The sequence below is a fragment of the Micromonospora orduensis genome, assembly GCF_006228125.1.
Classification (GTDB): Bacteria; Actinomycetota; Actinomycetes; order Mycobacteriales; family Micromonosporaceae; genus Micromonospora; species Micromonospora orduensis.
The window spans coordinates 1-20,726 of the sequence record NZ_VDFY01000213.1; the positions used below are offsets into that span (position 1 = coordinate 1).

Genomic DNA, 20,726 nt, shown 5'->3' on the forward strand with positions numbered 1-20,726 from the left:
GGCTGTGAACACGGAGGGCTCCTCAGCGAAGGAGGGGTGGCGGAGGCTGCGCGCCGGAGAGGTGGAGAGCGCTCTCTAAAGCGAAGCATGTCGATATCGTGTCTTTCTGTCAAGAGTGTTTCCAATACGACGACCGTCCGTTACCGCCTGATCGCACCCCTCGATAGCGGTCGAATCGACCCTTCCTATTGCCGTGGAGCGTCCACCCGGGACAGGATGACGAGGTTCGCAGGAAACCACCCCGTAACCTGCGCGCTGCTGGTCTCTGTCACAAGGAAGTGGGAGTCAGTCATGAGCGACGCGTCGGCGGCACTGGGTGTGCGCCTCTACCCGGACCTGGTCGAGCGGGGCGGTCTGGCCCCCGCGCTCATCGAGACCGCCGCCCGCCACGGCCTCGATCTCGGCCGGGTCACCGCCCCGGAGCAGGGGCGGAGTCGATTCACCTGCGCCGAGCTGCACTCCGACCAGGGCGTGGTCTGCGTCAAGCTGGGATCGCAGGCCCGATACTTCATGATCGACCTTCGGGTGGCGGGGGAGATCATCGCGCGCGGCGACGTCATGGACCTGGCCCAGGTCGCCCAGGTCGCCTCCGCCTGGCAGGCGGGGCTGACGGTCGCCGAGCTCACCGCCCGGTTCCCGTTCATGGAGGAGATGCGGCACCGCCCGGCGCCGGTGGCCCAGGTCAGCTGATCGCCGACCCGCACCCGGCGGCACCGTCAGCAGCGCAGTCGGGGCGGCAGAGGTGATTCCACGCCGGCCGCACGGTCCCGGTAGGTCGACTCGACAAAGGCGACGAAGCGTTCCGCGTCGGTCGCGGTGGACGCCAGTCCGAACGAGACGCGAACCGCGCCGCCCGTCGGCAGGCGCAGGGCGGCGAGGTACTGGTCGATCGTGTCGACCCGCGCCAACAGCCGCCGCCGCACCGATTCCCCGCTGATCCCGAACGCGCCCTCACCCGCGCCCGGATTGCAGAAGCAGCCGGTCCGCAGCGAGAACCCGGCCGCCGCGGATTCCCGCGCCACGAGCCGCTCGTCCACCAGACCGCCGTCCGGGTGGCGCAGGTTGAACGTCACAGTGCCGCCGCGACCCTGCGCCGTCGTCGGCCCGTACACCTGGACCAGCGGACGACCGTCGCCGTGCCGCAGCGCGGTCAGCCGCCCCAGCAGCCACGCGGTGAGCAGGCCGACCCGGGTGTGCACGAGGTCCACACCGATCGAGTCGAGCCACCGCAACCCGAACCCCACGTCCGGAATGCTCAGGAAGTTGACGGTGCCGTCCTCGAAACCCGACTCGTCGTCCATCGGCCGGTGCCAGTCGCCCTGGACGCTGACCGCCCGGATCGTGCCACCGGCGAACCACGGCCGGCGAAGCCGGGCCAACGCGTCGCGGCGGGCCAGCAGCGCGCCGATCCCGGTGGGGTAGCCGAAGAGCTTGTACCAGCTCAGACACACGAACTCCGGTCGGACGACGCTGAGGTCCAACCGGTTCGTCGGAGCGAAGGCCGCCGCGTCCAGCAGCACGTCGTACCCGTGCCGGTGGGCCAGATCCACCCAGCTCAGCGGGTGCTGCACGCCCGAGAAGTTGCTCTGCGCCGGGTACGCGAACAGCCCTCGGCCGCCGGCCCGCCCCCACCGCCTGCCCCGCCCGGCGTCGAGCACCGTGGCCAGGTCCGACTCGGCGACCCGCAGGTCCGGGCCGCGCAGCGGCACGTAGCGCACCGGCGCGCCGGCCGTGCGGGCGTACTCGCGGATGCCGTTCACCGAGTTGTGATTGTCCCAGGTCAGCACCAGCGGGGCGGCCCGCCCGAAGTCGTACGCCTCGCCGACCAGGCGGCACGCGCCTGTGGCGTTCGGGGTGAAGACGACCGCGTACTCGGCCGGATCCGCGCGGAAGAAGTCGAGCACCGCGCGTCGCGCCGACTCGACCTGCGAACCCGCCGCCGCGCTTGTCGGGTTCTCCGAGTGCGGGTTGCCGTACAGCCCGGCGAGCAGCCGGTCGTGATGTTCACGAATCTGCGCCTGTGCGGCCACCCCGGCCCCGGCGTAGTCGAGGTACACCTGCCCGTCGATGTCCAGGTGTCGGTACTCGGTGGCGCGCAACTCGTCGATGCGGCAGGTGGCGGCGTATCCCGGCAGAGCCGTCGGGTCAGGACGCACGGCGGGCGTCCCGTCGCCGATCGCACGGACCGCGGTGGCCCCGTCGTACGTCACGGTGCCTGCCGTCGGTCGCCGTATCCCGGCAAGCGTCTCCAACAGCGTGGTCTTGCCGGCGCCGCTGGCCCCGAGATCGCGACGACCTCGCCCGGCTGGATGGTCAGCGAGATGTCGTCCACGACCCGGCGTCCACCCCGGACACTCTGGGTGAGGCCGTCCGCGGCGTTGCCGACGCCGGTACGCGGGGGAGCCGTGCTCTGCTCGGTCGTCATGTGAGTGCCCGATCCGGTCCGTCGGTGGTCCGCCGGGACATCGTCCCCCGACGATGCTACGTCCGGTGTGGACCATGGCGGCCCCACGCGCCGCAGTTCCCCCACGCGGGGGAGGAGCCGGGACGCCCGTGCCCGGCATACTGACCGGAAGTCCACTTGTCAGGGTGTTGGCTGTGTCCCACGGGGGAGGATGCCGATGACCGCGTTGTCCGATGGTGTGTCAGGCCCGACGGCGACCGAGACCATGGCCATGATCAGCGACGAGCGACGACGTGCCGCCGACCTGATCGACGCGCTCACCCCCGCGCAGCTGGACGCGCCCAGCCTGTGCGGAGCCTGGACCGTCCGGCAGGTGGCCGCTCACCTCGTCGCCCCGTTCGCGGCCCGCCGCCGCTGGTTCCTGCCGATCCTCCTGCGCAGCCGGTTCAACCTGCACGAGGCCAACGCCCGGCTGGCCGAGATGGTCGCCCGCCGCCCCATCGGGCAGATCTCGGCGCTGCTGCGCGAGAACGCCGAGACGCCGTTCCGGGCGCCGCGCGTCGGATACGTCGGCCAGCTCACCGACCTTCAGGTGCACGGGCAGGACATCCGCCGCCCGCTGGGCCTCGCGCACGAGTTGCGTCCGGACCGGCTCCGGACGTCGCTGGACTTCCTGGTGTGCCGTCGCGCGCTCGGCTTCTTCGTGCGCAGGGGCCTCACCGACGGGCTGCGGTTCGAGGCGACCGACATCGGCTGGGCGTCGGGGGAGGGGCGGGTGGTCCGGGGCGAGGCCGAGGCGGTGATGCTCGCGCTGACCGGTCGGCCCGCCGTCCTCGCCGAGCTGTCCGGCGACGGCGTCGCGACCCTGCGGGACCGCCTGAGCCGCTGACCGACCCGGGGCGGTCGGCATCCACCGTGCCGGCGCGGCCGTGCCGAGATCCGGTGCGGGCATGAACGGCGCAGTCCGGGGAAGACCTGTCGTTTTCGTACCGGACAGGGGGTCGGATGAGAGCCGTCGTCTACGCGGACGTCCGGACGGTCGCCGCCGGGAGGGCGGCGTGATCAAGGCGGTGCTGCGCCCGACCTGACGGTCGTATCGACAGGTAACGGACACGAGGTGCTGATCCGCCCGCCTGTGCCCCGGCGCTGGGAGGTGATCAGGATCGATCCGGATGCCCGGCAGAGGCGTGGGTCACACCGCCTGTCGGGGTGCCGTTCGGTGGCCTTCGGGCCCCGCGTCGGGAACGGGCCCGATCGCGCCCGCTCGATGGCGCCGCGTGGCCGGGCAGCCGCGCGTCGGGGCGTCCTGCCTGGTGGGAAAGCCGATGGCAGCGGCCGAGGTCGATCAACGCGCCGCCGCACGTCGAGGTCGGCCCTCTGAGCTGCACCGGGTGTCGCTAGAGGCTCCGGTGGCCAAAGTGACGGACGAACACTGCGCTACGTCTATATTGCCGGATTGTTACATTTTCAACAGGCCCTCGCCTTGCGGTTGGCCTCTCCGCCGCAATACGTTGCCGTCAACAACAAAACCAAGTGAAGGTTCAACCTTCCGGAGGTAACCGATGACGTTGGCGAGGTGGTACGAGCGATGAGCGACGTGCCCATCCTCCTTGAGATGCGCTCCATCACCAAGGAGTTCCCCGGAGTCAAGGCCCTCTCCGACGTCAACCTGGTGGTTCGCGCCGGCGAGATCCATGCCATCTGCGGCGAGAACGGCGCGGGCAAGTCCACGCTGATGAAGGTGCTCAGCGGGGTCTACCCGTACGGCAGCTACGAGGGCAAGATCATTTACCAGGGTTCGGAGAGCAAGTTCTCCGACATCCGGGCCAGCGAGAACGCCGGAATCGTGATCATCCACCAGGAGCTCGCGCTCATTCCGGGCATGTCGATCGCCGAGAACATCTTCCTCGGCAACGAGCCGCGCAAGCGGGGCGCGATCGACTGGAAGGCCGCGAACCGGATGGCCCTGGACCTGATGGCCCGGGTCGGCCTCCAGGAGAACCCGGACACCCTGATCAAGGACATCGGTGTCGGCAAGCAGCAGCTCGTGGAGATCGCCAAGGCGTTCGCCAAGGACGTGAAGCTGCTCATCCTGGACGAGCCGACGGCCGCGCTGAACGAGGCGGACTCCCGGCACCTGCTGGACCTGCTGCGCGGCTTCCGCTCGCGCGGCATCACCTCGATCATGATCTCGCACAAGCTCAACGAGATCGAGGCGATCGCCGACCAGATCACCATCCTGCGCGACGGCCGGACCGTGGAGACCCTCGACGTCAAGGCGGACGGGGTCGACGAGGACCGGATCGTGCGGGGCATGGTCGGCCGCGAGCTGAGCAGCCGGTTCCCGGACCACACCCCGAAGATCGGCGACGTCTTCTTCGAGGTCCGCGACTGGAACGTCCGGCACCCCATCTCCGCTGAGCGACAGGTCTGCAAGAACGAGAGCTTCGTGGTCCGCCGCGGCGAGATCGTCGGCTTCGCCGGTCTCATGGGCGCGGGCCGCACCGAGCTCGCGATGAGCGTCTTCGGCCGCTCCTACGGGGTGTACGAGTCGGGCACGATCATCAAGGACGGCAAGGAGATCGTGCTGAAGTCGGTGGCGGACGCCATTGACAACGGGCTCGCGTACGTCAGCGAGGACCGCAAGGCGATCGGCCTCAACCTGCTCGACGACATCAAGTCGTCGACGGTGGCCGCCAAGCTGTCCAAGATCTCGCACCACGGCGTCCTCGACGAGGTCGAGGAGTACCAGGCGGCCGAGGCGTACCGCAAGGAGCTGCGGACCAAGGCCCCGACTGTCGACGAGAGCGTCTCCAAGCTCTCCGGCGGCAACCAGCAGAAGGTCGTCCTGGCGAAGTGGATGTTCACCGACCCGGACCTGCTGATCCTCGACGAGCCGACCCGCGGCATCGACGTGGGCGCCAAGTACGAGATCTACGGCATCATCCAGCGGCTCGCCGACCAGGGGAAGGGCGTCATCGTCATCTCCTCGGAGCTGCCTGAGCTGATCGGGCTCTGCGACCGCATCTACACCGTGTTCGAAGGCGCCATCACGGGCGAGATCGCCCGCGCCGACGCCACCCCGGAAAACCTCATGAAGCAGATGACCTCGACGAAGAAGATGCTGACACGATGAGCCGATTGAAGGACCTTCAGAAGAACCTGTTCGGCGGCAGCAGCTCCAACGCCCGCCAGTTCGGGATGATCTTCACCCTGGTGGCGATCGTCGTCCTGTTCCAGATCCTGACCGATGGCCTGACCCTGCAGTCGAACAACCTGATCGCGCTGTTCCAGCAGAATTCGTACATTCTGATTCTGGCCATCGGCATGCTCATGGTGATCGTCGCCGGGCACATCGACCTCTCGGTCGGCTCGATCGCCGCCTTCGCGGGCATCCTGGTGGCCAAGTCGATGGCCGAGTGGTCGCTGCCCTGGCCCGCCGCCATCCTGTTCGGCCTCGTGATCGGCGCGATCATCGGCGCCTGGCAGGGCTTCTGGGTGGCCTATGTGGGGGTGCCGGCGTTCATCGTCACCCTGGCCGGCATGCTGCTCTTCCGCGGCGGCAACCAGTTCATCGGTAACGCCAGCACCATCCCGGTGCCCGAGGGCTTCCGGCAGATCGGCGCGGGCTTCCTCCCCGAATTCGGGCCGAACACCGGCTACAACAACGCGACGCTGCTGCTCGGCCTGGCCGCCGCGGTGGCGGTGGTGTGGCGGGAGCTCCAGGCCCGCAAGACCCGCCGGGAAATGGACGCCGACCCGGCCCCGATGTGGATCTCGATCCTGCGGATGGCCATCATGGTCGGGGTTATCGCCTTCGCGTCGCTGCGCTTCGCCAGCGGTCGGGTCGGCACCAGCTTCCCGATCTCCGGGATCATCCTGCTGGTGCTGGTGATCGCGTACTCCTTCTACACCCGCAACACGGCCGGTGGCCGGCACATCTACGCGGTGGGCGGCAACTCCCGGGCGGCCGAGCTGTCCGGCGTGAAGCTCAAGCGGGTCAATTTCTTCGTCATGATGAACATGTCCGTCCTGGCCGCGCTGGCCGGCATGATCTTCGTGGCCCGTTCGGCGGCCTCCGGTCCGCAGGACGGCAACGGCTGGGAGCTGGACGCGATCGCCGCGGTCTTCATCGGCGGCGCGGCCGTGTCCGGCGGTATCGGCACCATCAGCGGCTCGATCGTCGGTGGTCTCGTCATGGCCGTGCTCAACAACGGCCTCCAGCTGATGGGCGTCGGCACCGACCGCGTCCAGATCATCAAGGGTCTGGTCCTGCTGCTGGCCGTCGCGATCGACGTCTACAACAAGAGCCAGGGGCGCTTCTCCATCATCGGGAGCCTGATGCGGCCGTTCCGTCGCGACGACTCCGCCCCTCCCGCCTCACCGCCGGACGCGGAGCGCGAGCCCGCCAAGGTGGCGGTGTCCGGCTGACGGCCACCGACCTCTCCACCCGTCTCACATCCAGAAAGGCAAGTCCTCACCATGCGTAAATTTTTCGGCTCGTCGGTGGTGGCCATCAGCGCCGCCGCCATGCTGGCCCTCGCCGGCTGCGGCTCCGGCCGTGACGGCGACAGCGACTCCGGCGGCGAGGCCGCCAAGGGCTTCGCGGCGAACTCCCTGATCGGTGTGGCCCTGCCGGCCAAGACCTCGGAGAACTGGGTCCTCGCCGGTGACCTGTTCACCAACGGCCTCAAGGAGGCCGGTTTCCAGGCTGACGTGCAGTACGCCGGCGCGTCGACCACGGTCGCCGACCAGCAGGCCCAGATCACCGCCATGACCACCAAGGGCGCCAAGGTCATCGTCATCGGCGCGACCGACGCCGCGCAGCTGTCGACCCAGGTCGCCGCGGCGCACGCCGCCGGCGCCAAGGTGATCGCGTACGACCGGCTCATCACCAACACGCCGGACCTCGACTACTACGTCGCGTTCGACAACTTCAAGGTCGGCCAGCTCCAGGGCCAGGCCCTGCTGGACGGCATGAAGGCCAAGAAGCCGAACGGCCCGTACAACATCGAGCTGTTCTCCGGCTCGCCGGACGACAACAACGCCGGTGTCTTCTTCAACGGCGCCATGGACGTGCTCAAGCCGGAGATCGACAAGGGCAACGTCGTCGTCGCCTCGGGTCAGAAGGACGTCAAGCAGACCGCCATCCAGGGCTGGAAGGCCGAGGGTGCGCAGGCCCGCATGGACCAGCTGCTGACCTCGACCTACGGCAACAAGGAGCTGGACGGCGTCCTCTCGCCGAACGACACGCTGGCCCGCGCCATCCTGACCTCGGTCAAGGGTGCTGGCAAGCCGGTCCCGGTCGTCACCGGCCAGGACTCCGAGGTCGAGTCGGTCAAGTCGATCGTCGCCGGCGAGCAGTACATGACGATCAACAAGGACACCCGCAACCTGGTGAAGGAGACCATCAACATGGTCAAGGCTCTCCAGGCCGGTGACAAGCCGCAGGTGAACGACACCAAGTCGTACAACAACGGCAGCAAGGTCGTCGACACGTTCCTGCTCCCGCCGGTCGCCGTCACCAAGGCGAACGCCGCCGAGGCGTACGCGAACGACCCGAAGCTCGCGCCGCTCACCAAGTAATCACGCGGTAGGCAGCAACGACGATGGGTCCCGGGATCTCCTCTTCCGGGACCCATCGTCGTCCGGGCGCCCCGCACCACCCGGCAGCGACCCGGAAGGAGGTCTGACCGTGAACGCACCCATCCGGTCCAGGCCAGCCGGCGTCGGCCGTAACCCCGAATCCCCGCTGCCCTCGGTCCCCGGCGCCAGCCAGGAGGAGATCCGGCGGCAGAACCTCGGCGCCGTGCTGCGCTACGTGCACCTGCACGGCCCGACGTCCCGGGCCGAGCTGACCAGTCGACTCGGCCTCAACCGCAGCACCATCGGCGCCCTCGCCGCCGACCTGGTCGCCAGTGGCCTGGTCACCGAGGAGACAACCACCACCGCCCGTCGCGCCGGCCGCCCCTCGCTGGTGGTCAGCCCTCGCTCCGACCGGGTGTACGCACACGCCCTGAGCATCGACGCCTACCGGTTGCGTGCCGCCCGGGTCGGCCTCGGCGGGCGCATCCTCGACCTGCGGGAGATCGCCCGACCCGGTGGCATGTCGGCGGTCGACGCCGTCGGTCCGCTCGCCGACCTGGTCCGCGACATGGAACGCGCGGTGGCCCCCGACGCGCTGCTCGTCGGCGGTGCGGTCGCGGTGACCGACACCTCCCGCAACCCGGACGGCGAGATCCGGGTCGCCGGCGTCGAGGCGACCCTCGGCGCGGCGCTCGAGGCCGAACTGTCCGCCTGCCCCGGCTTCGTGGCCGGAGACCTGGCCGACATCGCCGGGCTGGCCGAGCACGTACGAGGCGTGGCGGCCGGCGTCGACGACCTCATCTACCTGCACGGTGACGTCGGGATCAGCGCCGGCATCATCGTCGGCGGCCGCCTGGTGGTCGGTCACCGGGGGCACAGCGGCAAGGTCGGCCACATGGTCGTCAACCCGAACGGGCTGCCGTGCGGCTGCGGCTCACGGGGCTGCTGGGAGACCGAGATCGGTGAGGCCGCGCTGCTGCGGCACGCCGGCCGGGACCCCCGCGACCGTGCGGCGGTGGCCGAGGTGCTGCGCGCGGCGGAGCAAGGCGACCCGACCGCGCGGGCGGCGGTCGAGCAGGTCGCCGACTGGCTCGGCTTCGGCGTGGCGAACCTGGTCAACGTGGTCAACCCGGACGCGGTGGTGTTCGGTGGCTCGCTGCGCGACATCTTCACCGCCGGGGCGGACACCGTACGCCGCCGGTTGGACACCATGCCGCTGCCGGGTTCCCGGGAGCACCTGCGCCTGCGCGCGGCCGCGCTCGGCCGGGACGCCGTTCTGATCGGCGCCGCCGAACTGGCCTTCGACAAGCTGCTGGCCGATCCGCTCAACGTCGGCGTCGCCGGACAGTGGGGATCGGCCGACTCGGCCTAGGGATCCGACCGCCGCGCGGGATCCGACAGTTCCCGCACCACCCCGATGCCGCTACCCGGCCGGGACTCCCAACGACATCGTCATGGCCCCGAAGCTAGCTGAAACTCCGTTCCCGTATCCCCTACCGTATCTTGTACGGTAAGCGCCGATGGCCGCTACGGAGGGGAGATCGACGTGACAGCGAGCGGTGCGGCGATAGTCGCGCAGGGGCTGCGCAAGCGGTATCGGGACCGGTTCGCACTGGACGGCTTCGACCTGCGGGTGGACGCGGGGACGGTGTGTGGCCTGCTCGGCCCGAACGGGGCCGGCAAGACCACCTCGGTGCGGATCCTGTCCACCCTGCTGCGGCTGGACGGGGGTCGCGCCGAGGTCGCCGGCTTCGATGTGACCCGCCAGCCGGACCAGGTGCGCTACCGGATCGGCCTGGTGGGGCAGCACCCCGCGCTCGACGAGGCGCTCAGCGGCCGACAGAACCTCGTGCTCTTCGGCCGGCTGTTCCACCTGGGTCGGCGCCGGGCCCGGCAGCGGGCGGGCGAGCTGCTGGAGCGGTTCGGCCTCGACGATGTCGGCGAGCGGCCCGTCCGCACGTACTCCGGCGGGATGCGTCGGCGGCTGGACCTGGCGTCCGGCATGATCCTGGCCCCCGCCGTCCTGTTCCTCGACGAACCCACCACCGGGCTGGACCCGCGGGGCCGGAACGAGGTGTGGGTCTCGATCCGGGAGCTGATCCGTGCCGGCACCACCGTGCTGCTCACCACCCAGCACCTGGACGAGGCCGACCAGCTCGCCGACCGGATCTCGGTGGTCGAGGCCGGTCGCGTGATCGCCGAAGGCACACCCGACGCCCTCAAGGCCCGGCTCGGCGGCGACCGGATCGAGCTGGTCGTCACGGACGCCGCCGATCTCGCCACCGCCGTCGCCCAGGTGCGCCGGGTCGTCGACGACGAGCCGACAGTCGACGCCGACCGGCGCGCGGTTAGCGTCGGCGTCGGGCATCGGGCCGGTGCGCTCGTCGAGGTGTTGCGGGCGCTCGACACCGCGCAGGTCGCGGTGGCCGACGTCGCTCTTCGTCGCCCCACTCTGGACGACGTGTTCCTGCACCTCACGGGGCACCGGGCCATCCAGGAGGTGACCGCGTGAGCACCACCCTGCCCTCGGCGGTGGACCTGACGCCCGGCCGGCCCGCTGCGCTGACCGACAGCGGCACCCTCGTCTGGCGCGGCCTGGCCCGGTGGCGACGCGACCCTGGGCCGCTGGTCGCCTCGCTCGGCTTCACCATCCTGATCGTGCTGATCTTCGCCTACCTGTTCGGCGGGGCGTTGCAGGTGCCCGGAGGAGGCAGCTACCGGGAGTTCCTGATGCCCGGAATGTTCGTGATGACCATGGTGTTCGGGATCAGCCTCACCACGATCGCCGTCGCCGAGGACCTGGAGCGCGGCATCACCGACCGGCTTCGCGCCATGCCTGTGTCACCACTCGCGCCGCTCGTCGCCCGGGCGGTGACCGACATGCTGTTCGCAGTGGTCACCCTCGCGGTGCTGCTGGCCGCCGGCCTCGCGGTCGGTTGGCGGGCGCACGGCGGCGCCGGTGCCACGCTGGGCGCGGTGGGGCTGATCCTGCTGCTGCGGTTCGCCCTGGTCTGGGTCGGCATCTTCCTCGGCCTGGTCACCCGGGGCCAGACGGCCGTGGTCGCCGTGCAGACCCTGGAGTTCCCGCTCGGCTTCCTCTCCAACGCGTTCGTCGCACCGGCCACGATGCCGGCCTGGCTCAGCGCGGTGGCCGCGTGGAACCCGCTGTCGGCGACCGTCGGGGCCACCCGCGAGTTGTTCGGCAACCCCGGCTGGGGTGGTGACTCGTGGGCCGCCCAGCACTACCCGTGGCTGGCCGTGGTCTGGCCGATCGCGCTGGTCGCCGTGTTCCTGCCGCTCTCGGTCGCCCGGTACCGGCGGCTGGCCGGCTGAGCGTCGAGGCGTACGCGCCCCCGGTGGTAGGGCCCACCGGGGGCGCGGTCGGTCACCCGGCGGGACGCAGCACCCGCCCAGGGCCGGCTGCGTTGTCGGCGGCCGCCTGGGTGCGCTGGGCCCCGGTGACGCAGACGTCGTCGCCGATGAACGCCTCACGCCACACGTAGCCGGCGACGCAGGTGTGTGGGCCGTACGGGCCGCTGACCCAGCGGCTCGCCGCGGCCGCGTTGTCCGCGAGCACCTGGGAGCGGGTCGCGCCGGTGACGCAGACGTAGTCGGACTGGTCGGCGTCGCGCCAGACGTACCCGCTGACGCAGGTGTTCGGGCCGGAGACGAGCCGGGCCGGGTTGCGCCGGGACGCGGCCGCGGCGTTGTCGGCGGCGGCCTGGCTGCGCTGCGTCCCGGTGACGCAGACGTCGTCCCCGGCGTACGCCTCACGCCACACGTAGCCGGCGACGCAGGTGTGCGGGCCGTACGGGCCGTTCACCCAGCGGCTGGCCGCGGCGGCGTTGTCCGCCCACACCTGGCTGCGAGTGGCGCCGGTGACGCAGACCAGGTCGCCGGCGCGGGCCTCGCGCCAGACGTAGCCCTGGAGGCAGCGGTTCACCACGTCGGTGGTCACGGTCACCGAGGCGGCGTTGCCGGAGAGCCAGTTCACGCCGATCTGCACGCCGTTGGCGTTGAGGGACTGGGCCGGCCCGCCGCCGGGGCCGGTGCGCAGCAGGGTGGGGGTGCCGTTGCGGACCTCGTGCAGCAGCACGGTGTCGGCGGGGATGCCCGCGCTCCAGCCGGTCTTCCGGCGGAACTCCACCGTGTAGTAGTGGAAGAGGTCGGCCGGGTCGAACGGGATCCGGACCAGTTGCGGGCCGCTCGCGGCGGGCACCTCCAGCGGGGCCAGGGTCAGGGTGCGGGAGCCGATCCCGTCGGCGGCCATGGTGAACACGCGGTTCTTCGGCAGCCAGCCCAACTCGTCGCGGTGCGGCCCGTTCAGCCCGACCGCGCTGGTGCCGTAGTTCCCGGTGGCGAAGGCGTGGATGTGCATGGCGCTCATCTCGTCCCACGGGTCGTCGTACTCGCCCGGTTGGGACCACGGCGCGTTCTGGTAGGTGGTGTCGTTGGAGAAGGAGTGCCCCAGGTTGTAGCCGTGCAGCATCTCGTGCGCGGCGAAGCCGACGTTCCAGGCGCCCGGGTCGAGCAGCACCCGGCCGCCGGCCGCGCCGGAATCCACCCAGTCGTTGAGCATGACCGCGATCCGGTTGCCGGCGGGCACCGCGTAACCGGCGGTCGCCGCCGTGTCCACGCAGCGCTGGATCCGGGTCCACCTGTCGATCGACCCGAACTGTGCCAGCGTGTACGGCATCGTGTACCAACCCCGCACGACCGATCCGGCCAGCGACACCCGTCCGCCGGACTGGTCGGCCAGGTAGTCCGCCACCCCGCCGGTGCCGACCCCGGCAGCGGTGAGGAAGTTGGCGAAGTGCGACGGCGGTTGAGGCTCCGCCGGTTTGTCGCTGAACTTGCACAGCAGCACCGACCAGGCGGTCGCGTTACGGATCGGGCTTGCCGTCGCCGGGGCGGCCGGCAACGCGACCGCGCCCAGCGCGGCGCAGGCGAGCGCCACGGCCGACGCGGCGACCCGACGGATAATTCTGGACTTCACGCGTACGCTCCCATCTCTGCGGCCCGGCCAACCCGGGTCCGGAGTCCACATCGGAGCACCAGCTGTGATCGGATGGGCACGTTGAGTCGCGTTCGCGACGGGCCGGAATCCGACTTCGCCGACCGTCGGTGCGCGCCGTTAGGCTCGGCGGCGTGGTCGTCCACCAACTCGACCGGGCACAGGCACGGCGGATCGCCGTCCACGCCCAACTACTGGCCGACCCACGCCCGACCGACCTGCTGGCGGTGGTCCGACAACTGACCCTGGTGCAGCTAGACCCGACGGCCGCCGTCGCGCCGAGCGCCGACCTGGTCTGCTGGAGCCGGCTCGGCTCGTCGTACCGGCCGGAGTGGCTGCGGCAGGCCCTGGAACGGGGCCGGACGCTCTTCGAACACCAGGCGATGGTGCGCCCCATGGAGGATCTGGGGCTCTATCTGGCCGCGATGGCGCAGTCGCCCGCGCACGAGCGGCAGCGCGAGTGGCTGCGCGCCAACGACTCGTTCCGCCGGGACGTGCTCGACCGGCTCGCCGCCGACGGGCCGCTGCCTTCCCGGGACATCCCGGACACGTGCGTGGTGCCCTGGCCGTCGTCCGGCTGGACCAACAACCGCAACGTCACCCAGATGCTGGAGTTCCTGGTCCTGCGCGGCGAGGTCGCGATCGCCGGCCGCCAGGGCCGGCAACGACTCTGGGATGTGGCGCGGCGGGTCTACCCCGCTGACACGCCGGTCGTGCCGCTGGAGCAGGCACGCCGGGCCCGCGACGAGCGGCGACTGCGGGCGCTGGGCATCGCCCGGCGAAAGGCGGTAGCCGTTCCCGGCGAGCCGGCGGAGGTCGGCGACGCCGGTGAGCCGGCTGTCGTCGAGGGCATCGCGGGGGAGTGGCGGGTCGACCCGGCCGCGCTCGGGCAACCCTTCACCGGGCGTACGGCGTTGTTGTCGCCCTTCGACCGGCTGGTGCACGACCGGGTCCGCCTGGCCGACCTGTTCGACTACGAGTACGTGCTCGAGATGTACAAGCCGAAGGCGAGCCGACGGTGGGGCTACTTCGCGTTGCCGATCCTGCACGGTGACCGGCTGGTCGGAAAGGTCGACGCCACCGCCGACCGCCGCCGCGGCGCACTCACCGTGCACGCCGTCCACGAGGACGTGCCGTTCACCCCGGAGCTGACCCGCCCCCGGCTGACCTCCGGTGGCCCATCCCCCTCGATCGGGAAGGTCTGGGTGCGGGCCGACTGGTAGCGCGGTCGGGCCAGGATCTCCACCGCCGCCCGTACGCCGACGTACCCGGCGAGGGTGATGCCCATGGCGGGCAGCATCCGCTTCCACACGGTGCCGGCGAAGACGCCCAGCGCCACGGCGAACAGGGTGTACCCGATCGGGACGATGCCCTGCAGGTCGAAGACGATCATGCCGAGTCGGCCCTCGTGCGCGGCCTTGGTGAGCGGGTCGACCCACCAGGACATGCCCAGCCCGTAGAGCGCCGCGAGGACCACGACGGCCCCGCCCACCAGCCCGAACTTCACCAGGGCCCAGCGGGTCCGGCCGACGCCCTGGGTCCAGACGAACCGGTGCGTGCCGTGCTCCACCTCGCGGGCGACCAGCGGAGCACCCCAGAAGAGGCCGACCAGCGCCGGCAGGGTGATCAGCAGTACGGCCACCAGGTTGAGGCTGCCGTACCGGTTTCCGAAGCGGCGGAAACCCGCGTCGCAGGTGTCCCGGGTCGCCGCCGTCACATTGGCGTCCGCGAGCTGGCGCGCGCAGTCCGCCAGCCCGAGGTCGCTGAAGGTGTTCCGCATCGACAGGCCGATCGGCACCAGCAGAGCGGCGAGCGCCGCGAGCCCCAGCAGGGTGTAGAACGCCTGCTTGCGGTGTTGCCGCCAGGTCAGCCAGATCATGCCGCCACCCCCCACTCGCTGTGACTGGTCTGGACGGCGCCGTCGGCCAGGTAGGCCAGGACGACGTCCTCCAGGCTGACGTCGCGGACCGTCCAGGCCGGGTCGGTGACCGGACCGTCGGTGCGGACCAGCAGCGTGGACTGCCGGTCGGTGTGGCTGGCCCGGACCACGGCGGCGACGCCCCCGATGACGCCGCCGTCGTGCCGGGGACCGACGAGCTGCCGGTGGGCGGCCACCAGGTCGTCGACCGCGCCGGCGAGCTGCACCTGGGCGGCGTTGAGCACGATCAGGTAGTCGCAGACCCGTTCGAGATCGGCCAGCAGGTGCGAGGAGAGCAGAACCGTGGTCCCGGAGTCCGCCACGCTGCCCATCAGCGACTGGAGGAACTCCCGCCGGGCCAGGGGGTCGAGGCTGGCCACCGGCTCGTCGAGCAGCAGCAGCCGGGGCTGCTTGGCCAGCGCCAGGGCGAGCGCCACCTGGGCCCGCTGCCCGCCGGAGAGCTTGCCGACCGGCCGATCCGGTGGAATGCCGAGCTGTGCCAACCGGGTACGGGCCAACGCGGCGTCCCACCGCCTGTTCAGCTTGCCGCCGGCGAAGACCAGCTCGGCGGCGGTGAAGTCCCGGTACAGCGGAGTGTCCTGGGCGACGAACCCGATGTCGGCCAGGCCCTGCGTGTCCCCGTACGGGGACCGGCCGAACACCCGCACCGCGCCCGCGTCGGGCTTGAGCAGCCCGACGGCCAGGTGCAGCAGGGTGCTCTTTCCCGCGCCGTTCGGCCCGACCAGCGCGGCGATCCGGCCGGCCGGCAGGTGCAGTGAGCAGTCCCGCAGCGCCCAGGTGCTGCCGTACCGCTTGCCGAGCCGGTCGGCCTCCAAGACCATGTCCATCCTCTGTCCTCTCGTTCTGCTCATGCGGGTTCCTTCTGCGGGGTGTCGTCGGCGAGGGTGGCTCGCAGCGTGGTCTCCACCAGGGCGATGACGTCCTCGGCCGTGAGGCCGGCGGCCTGCGCCCGGTGCAGCCAGGCGACCAGGTCGTCGCGCAGCTCGGCCTGGTTGGGCAGGGACGCGCCGGCAAGCGTGCGCTGGACGAACGTCCCCACTCCGGGTCGGCCGCCGACCAGACCCTCGATCTCCAACTCGCGGTACGCCTTCAGCACCGTGTTCGGGTTGATCGCCAGTGACTGGGCGACGTCCCGGACCTTCGGCAGCTGGTCGCCCGGCGAGAGCAGGCCGACCCGCAGCGCCTGTTTCACCTGCTGCACGAGCTGCATGTAGGTGTTCACCTTCGACCGGCTGTCCAGCACGAACTCGATCACTCGTGATGATCCTTCCTGTTGTCCTACGACAGTAGGACTAATAGACAGCTTCGACGCACGGGTCGCACCTGTCAAGCGAATCGGCGTCCGTCGTGGCACCGACGGGCCACGAGTTGGCACCCACGGGCCAGCGGACCGGGAAGGGACGGCAGGCGATCCGCGCGACCGGAAAGGTGTGCGATGGTCACCAGGCAGCTCACGGCATCGACGGCGACACCGCTGCAGACGGCCCGTGCCCGGGGCCGGGTGCGCGGACGACTGATCCTGCTCGGCCCCGCGTTCGTCGCCGCCGTCGCGTACGTCGACCCGGGCAACTTCGCGACCAACTCGGCCGCCGGCGCCCGCTACGGCTACCTGCTGGTCTGGGTCGTGGTGGTGGCCAACCTGATGGCCATGCTGGTGCAGACGCTCACCGCCAAGCTGGGCCTGGCCACCGGGCGCAGTCTGCCCGAGCTGTGCCGCGATCGCCTGCCACGGCCGGTGAACCGGATGATGTGGGTGCAGGCCGAGCTGGTCGCCATGGCCACCGACCTGGCCGAGGTGATCGGCGGCGCGGTCGCGCTCTACCTGCTCTTCGGCATCCCGCTGCTGCCCGGCGGGATCATCATCGGCACCGCCGCGTTCGCCGTGCTGGCCCTGCGCTCACGGGGCTTCCGCGCGTTCGAGATCGGCATCGCCGTGCTGCTCGGCGTGATCGTGCTGGCCTTCGCCGTCAACCTGCTCGCCTCCGGCTCCGACCCGGGCTCCGCCGTCGCCGGCCTCGACCCGACCCGGGCGCTGGTGCTGTCCCAGGTCATCCTCAGCTTCGGCATCCCGTTCGCGCTGATCCCGGTGGTCGCCTTCACCCGTCGCCGCGACCTGATGGGAAACCTGGTAAACCACCCCCTCACCACCGCCGCCGCGTCGCTGGTGGCCGTGCTGGTGGTCGCGCTCAACGCCTTCCTGCTCTGGCAGGTCGTCGCCGGCTGAGCCGGCCGGGTAGCTGAGCCGGCTGAGCCGGGGCGTGGGTCAGGTCCGGCGGCCCTCGTCGCGGGCCGGGATCTCCTGGCGCTGTTCGAGGGCGTCCGCCGGGTCGGCGTAGGCCGGCAGGGATGTCCCCTCCTCGAGGGTGCCCGCCGGCAGGGCGCCCTGCTCGGCGAGGTCGGCCTCGGACGCCTCCGGGTCGACGTCACCCGACACCCGGTCCGGCGGCCCCACGTCGAACGCGTCCTGCCGTTGCTCGACGGCGTCCGCCTCCGGGGGAGGGATCGGAGCGCCCTGGTCGTCCGGGTACGTGCTCATCGGAGCCTCCTCGCGGCGGTCGTCGACAGGCCGCCGGGCCGCTGCCTACCCGGCATCGCCGCACTCAGACCTGCCCCCGGTCAGGATCCGCGGGGATCCCGACGAGTGTCAGGCCGCCGGGGTCGCGCCGCCACGGCAGGACCGGGCGGTCGCGCCCCGTACCGTCGTGGGGGCGCCGAGATCCACCGGGGCCGGGCCGACCGCGCAGGTCAGCGCGCCCACCTGCCCGCCGGCGAGGATCGGTGCGGACGCGGTACCCGTCAGCGCCAGCGGGCCGCCCACCCGCGTGCCCACCACCGTGACGTGGCCGGTCGTGCCGGTCAGCGCCACCGCGCCGCGTACCTCGGTGCCCAGCAGCTCGACGGCGGCGGCGCCGGAGGACGCCAGGCCCCCGCCGATCGTGGACCGCTCGGCGACCAGGGAGGCGCCGGGCGCTCGGCGAACGGGGACACCGACAGCCCGCCCGAGCCGAGGTTGCCGTAGACCAGGCCGTCCACGTCGGTGCCGGTGGCGGTGAACAGGAACGGCGACCGGGCGTCCGTGGGCCAGCCGTAGTAGGTGTGCCAGCCGTCGCCGTCGAGCCGGAACTCCGAGGTCACCACCCCAGGGCTGTCGTCCGTGCCGGTCAACCCCATGGTGAACGGGCCGTTGTACACGTACCCGGTGGGCCGGCCGGGCCGGGTCGTGGTGAGCAGGGGCTCGGAGAGGGCGTACGCGACGTCGGGGCGGGTGGCGTCGACCGTCCAGGTGCGGGTCACCGCCTCCCGGGTCGCCGGGTCGCTCACCCGGGCGGTCAGCCGGTGGGTGCCCCGCGACAGGCGCAGTGCGCCCAGGTCGAGGTCGCGGTCGCTGCCGGTGTCGGCCACCGGTCGTCCGTCCAGCGACCAGCGCACGCCCGGCGCCCGGTCGGTTGGTTGGCTGGTCTGCACGTACACCACGTCCTGGGCGCCGACCGGCCGGTCGGTCGCGGTGGACCCGGTGATCGCCAGCGGCTGCGCCACCAGCGGGGTGCGGACTCCGGTGTCCACCGTCCACGTGCGGGTCCGGGTCAGCGCGGGGGAGCGGCGGATCGCCGGGTCGCGGACGAACTCCGTCGGGTCGGTCACCGTGGCGGTGGCCGTGTGCCGGCCGGGGCGCAGCCGCAGCGTCCGCAGGTCCAGGTGGCGGGCGTTGCCGGTACGCGACACCACCCTGCCGTCCACCGACCAGGTCACCGTCAGCGCGTGGCTCACCGGGTGCAAAGTGTCCACCCAGAGCAGACGGTCCGCGCCGACCGGCTGGTCGGTGGCGGTGCCGCCCTGCACGATGGCGACCCGGTCCGCGATCCGCTCGGTCATCTGCTCACGGCCGACCTGGTCGAAGTAGAAGCCCAGCGATTTCATCATCGAGTGCCGGCTCGGCCGCCACACCCCGCGCTGGAGGTACAGGCCGCCCTCGTAACGGCCGATCCTGCCGCCCGACTCGCTCGGCTCACCCAGCCACCGCCACCACTTGGCCCGGGTGTCGCGCATCTGCCGCTCGGTGAGCACCGTGTGGTGCGCCGAGTCCGGTTCCGGCCCGTCGTACGTGTCGCCGGGCACCCCACGGGCGTAGTAGTCGTACTCGTCCTGCAACCCGCCGAGCGAGTGCCCCAGCTCGTGCGGGCTGATCAGCGCGGAGAGGGCGTTGCCGCCGGACGCGGTGGCGTGCTGCCGCCCGCCCCGCCGTAGGTGCCACTGTTGGCCAGGGCGATCAGCTGCCGGTTGCCCGGGTTGGTGCCGACGGCCAGGTCGGCGTACGTGTTCGCGGGGTGTTGAGGTGCCGGTCCACGTGCGCCCGGAAGGTGGGCAGGTCGGCCTCGGTGTAGCCGTCGCCCAGCAGCACCAGGTTGAACCGCTTCGCCGGGTCGCCGGTGACCTGGATCGGCACCACGGTGGCGCTGCCGGCCGGCGCGGCGGTGGCCGGTGTGGCGACCGCCACCCCGCCGCGACGAGCGCCGCCACACACAATCCCGCTCTGATCCGCACCCCGCGCCCCTTCCGACGTGCCGGGCGGCCGGACGGCGTGGGACAGCCGGGCCGGCGGGAGCGCCGGTGCCCGGTACGCCGTGACCGCTGTCACTTCGGACCGTACCGGGGTCGGGCCGACAGGTAACCCCGCCCTGTCCCGCCGCCCACGCGGCCCCGAGATGACCACGCCGGTGGTCGAGATCGGCCAGGATGGGCGGGACGGCCGGGACGTGGCCGCGACGAGGAGGCGGGCGATGCGGGTACGCGGGTGGGTGACCCGGGGGCGGCGTGTCCGCGCGGGAGCGGTGCTCGGCGCGCTTGTCGTCGGCGTCGTGCCGGCCGTGGCGCTGATGCCTGGTGTGGCCGGCGCGGCCGCCCCGGCAACTGTGTGCCAGGTGCGGGACGACCGGCTCACGGAGATCTCCGGGATGGTCGCCACGGACGACGGGTACGTGGTCGTCAACGACGGCGCCGACGACGAGGCCCGCCGCCGGATCTTCCACCTCGACCGCCGCTGCGCGGTGACGCGGACGGTCAGCTACCCGTCGCGCCCCCGCGACACCGAGGACCTGGCGATCGGCGCGGGCGGCACCATCTGGGTGGCCGACATCGGTGACAACGACCGTACGCGGGAGACGATCGCCCTGTGGCGGCTCGCGCCGGGCGCGGACGAGCCGGTGCTGCTCCGGATGACGTACCCGGACCGCCCGCACGACGCGGAGGCGCTGCTGCTCGACGCCGACGGCCGGCCGTTGATCATCACCAAGGGCGGCAGCGGCACCGCCGTCCTGTACGCGCCGACCACCGCGCTGCGACCGGGCGCGACGACGCCGCTGGCCTCGGTCGGCCAGGTGGTCCTGCCGTCCAGCTCCACCAGCAACCCGTTCTCGTTCCTCGGCCGGGGCGTGGTCACCGGCGCGGCGAGCGCCCCGGACGGACGCCGGGTGGTGCTGCGCACCTACGCCGACGCGTTCGAGTACGACGTGCCCGCCGGTGACGTGGTCGCCGCGCTGACCACAGGCACGCCGAGGGCCGTCCCGCTGCCGGACGAGCCCCAGGGCGAGTCGATCACCTACAGCCGGGACGGCCGCTCGCTGCTCACCGTGTCCGAGTCCGCCGACCAGCCGCCGGGCACCCGCCCGACGATCCTGCGGTACGCGGTCGCGCCCGCCACCGCCGCCGCCCCGCAGCCGGAGTCCACCACCCGAAGAAACCCCTCGGCGTACGCCCGCGCCGCGTCCGCCGCCGTCACCACCCCC

At 71.7% G+C, this 20,726-nt stretch carries 18 protein-coding genes and 2 pseudogenes; 11 read left to right on the plus strand and 9 right to left on the minus strand.

Annotated features, from left to right (window positions below):
- Positions 1–291 precede the first annotated feature (291 nt).
- Positions 292–690 carry a hypothetical protein gene (locus FHG89_RS24460; RefSeq protein WP_139586760.1) on the plus strand — a complete coding sequence of 133 codons (399 nt, stop codon included), beginning with the start codon at positions 292–294 and terminating at the stop codon, positions 688–690.
- A 26-nt stretch (positions 691–716) separates the two neighbouring features.
- Here the strand turns inward: FHG89_RS24460 and FHG89_RS24465 are convergent, their stop codons facing one another.
- Both FHG89_RS24465 and FHG89_RS34495 read right to left on the minus strand, forming a co-directional pair.
- On the minus strand, positions 717–2,210 hold the full coding sequence (locus FHG89_RS24465) for an aminotransferase class V-fold PLP-dependent enzyme (RefSeq protein ID WP_139586775.1): 1,494 nt from the start codon (positions 2,208–2,210) through the stop codon (positions 717–719).
- 21 nt (positions 2,211–2,231) lie between these two features.
- A pseudogene (locus FHG89_RS34495) lies at positions 2,232–2,564 on the minus strand (hypothetical protein); the annotation flags it as partial.
- A gap of 57 nt (positions 2,565–2,621) precedes the next feature.
- Here FHG89_RS34495 and FHG89_RS24470 point away from each other — a divergent pair.
- The 7 genes from FHG89_RS24470 to FHG89_RS24500 all read left to right on the plus strand — a co-directional run bounded on the left by FHG89_RS24470 (position 2,622) and on the right by FHG89_RS24500 (position 11,323).
- A complete protein-coding gene (locus tag FHG89_RS24470) occupies positions 2,622–3,293 on the plus strand; it encodes a maleylpyruvate isomerase family mycothiol-dependent enzyme (RefSeq protein WP_167517515.1) in 672 nt (223 codons plus the stop codon).
- 699 nt (positions 3,294–3,992) lie between these two features.
- On the plus strand, positions 3,993–5,540 hold the full coding sequence (gene mmsA, locus FHG89_RS24475; RefSeq protein WP_139586762.1) for a multiple monosaccharide ABC transporter ATP-binding protein: 1,548 nt from the start codon (positions 3,993–3,995) through the stop codon (positions 5,538–5,540).
- The gene (mmsB, locus tag FHG89_RS24480) at positions 5,537–6,835 is read left to right on the plus strand and encodes a multiple monosaccharide ABC transporter permease (protein ID WP_139586763.1); all 1,299 of its coding nucleotides are present in this window, start codon (positions 5,537–5,539) and stop codon (positions 6,833–6,835) included. Before mmsA ends, mmsB begins: the two co-directional genes overlap by 4 nt.
- A gap of 51 nt (positions 6,836–6,886) precedes the next feature.
- Entirely contained in the window at positions 6,887–7,990 is a 1,104-nt protein-coding gene (locus tag FHG89_RS24485; RefSeq protein WP_139586764.1) for a substrate-binding domain-containing protein, read from the plus strand.
- A gap of 121 nt (positions 7,991–8,111) precedes the next feature.
- Positions 8,112–9,362 (plus strand): ROK family protein, encoded by a 1,251-nt coding sequence (locus FHG89_RS24490; RefSeq protein WP_425280213.1) that lies wholly within the window; start codon positions 8,112–8,114, stop codon positions 9,360–9,362.
- 174 nt (positions 9,363–9,536) lie between these two features.
- Positions 9,537–10,502: an ATP-binding cassette domain-containing protein gene (locus FHG89_RS24495; RefSeq protein ID WP_139586766.1), complete on the plus strand. Its 966-nt coding sequence runs from the start codon at positions 9,537–9,539 to the stop codon at positions 10,500–10,502.
- Positions 10,499–11,323 carry an ABC transporter permease gene (locus FHG89_RS24500; protein ID WP_139586767.1) on the plus strand — a complete coding sequence of 275 codons (825 nt, stop codon included), beginning with the start codon at positions 10,499–10,501 and terminating at the stop codon, positions 11,321–11,323. The genes FHG89_RS24495 and FHG89_RS24500 overlap by 4 nt, the downstream gene beginning before the upstream one ends.
- A gap of 52 nt (positions 11,324–11,375) precedes the next feature.
- Here FHG89_RS24500 and FHG89_RS24505 read toward each other — a convergent pair whose 3' ends face one another.
- Positions 11,376–12,986, minus strand: coding sequence for a metallopeptidase domain-containing protein (locus tag FHG89_RS24505; protein ID WP_139586768.1), 1,611 nt, complete (start codon positions 12,984–12,986; stop codon positions 11,376–11,378).
- Between the two features lie 152 nt (positions 12,987–13,138).
- Here FHG89_RS24505 and FHG89_RS24510 point away from each other — a divergent pair, with 152 nt between their 5' ends.
- The gene (locus tag FHG89_RS24510; RefSeq protein WP_139586769.1) at positions 13,139–14,227 is read left to right on the plus strand and encodes a DNA glycosylase AlkZ-like family protein; all 1,089 of its coding nucleotides are present in this window, start codon (positions 13,139–13,141) and stop codon (positions 14,225–14,227) included.
- A gap of 652 nt (positions 14,228–14,879) precedes the next feature.
- Here the strand turns inward: FHG89_RS24510 and FHG89_RS24520 are convergent.
- Positions 14,880–15,770, minus strand: a complete 891-nt coding sequence (locus FHG89_RS24520) for an ABC transporter ATP-binding protein (RefSeq protein ID WP_139586770.1) — start codon at positions 15,768–15,770, stop codon at positions 14,880–14,882.
- Positions 15,771–15,790: 20 nt separating this feature from the next.
- Positions 15,791–16,198, minus strand: a complete 408-nt coding sequence (locus FHG89_RS24525) for a GntR family transcriptional regulator (RefSeq protein WP_139586771.1) — start codon at positions 16,196–16,198, stop codon at positions 15,791–15,793.
- A 180-nt stretch (positions 16,199–16,378) separates the two neighbouring features.
- On the opposite strand from FHG89_RS24525, the gene FHG89_RS24530 reads away from it, so the two are divergent.
- Positions 16,379–17,167, plus strand: coding sequence for an Nramp family divalent metal transporter (locus FHG89_RS24530; RefSeq protein WP_139586772.1), 789 nt, complete (start codon positions 16,379–16,381; stop codon positions 17,165–17,167).
- A 39-nt stretch (positions 17,168–17,206) separates the two neighbouring features.
- Here the strand turns inward: FHG89_RS24530 and FHG89_RS24535 are convergent, their stop codons facing one another.
- The 4 genes and pseudogenes from FHG89_RS24535 to FHG89_RS33940 form a co-directional block, all read right to left on the minus strand.
- Positions 17,207–17,479: a hypothetical protein gene (locus FHG89_RS24535; protein ID WP_139586773.1), complete on the minus strand. Its 273-nt coding sequence runs from the start codon at positions 17,477–17,479 to the stop codon at positions 17,207–17,209.
- Positions 17,480–17,587: 108 nt separating this feature from the next.
- Positions 17,588–17,809 carry a hypothetical protein gene (locus tag FHG89_RS24540; protein WP_139586774.1) on the minus strand — a complete coding sequence of 74 codons (222 nt, stop codon included), beginning with the start codon at positions 17,807–17,809 and terminating at the stop codon, positions 17,588–17,590.
- A pseudogene (locus FHG89_RS24545) lies at positions 17,800–19,158 on the minus strand (M64 family metallopeptidase); the annotation flags it as partial. The pseudogene FHG89_RS24545 and the gene FHG89_RS24540, both read right to left, overlap by 10 nt.
- A gap of 52 nt (positions 19,159–19,210) precedes the next feature.
- Entirely contained in the window at positions 19,211–19,438 is a 228-nt protein-coding gene (locus tag FHG89_RS33940) for a M64 family metallopeptidase (RefSeq protein ID WP_244295791.1), read from the minus strand.
- A gap of 127 nt (positions 19,439–19,565) precedes the next feature.
- Here FHG89_RS33940 and FHG89_RS24550 point away from each other — a divergent pair.
- The coding region (locus FHG89_RS24550; protein WP_208761088.1) for a hypothetical protein at positions 19,566–20,726 on the plus strand (1,161 nt) is incomplete at its 3' end.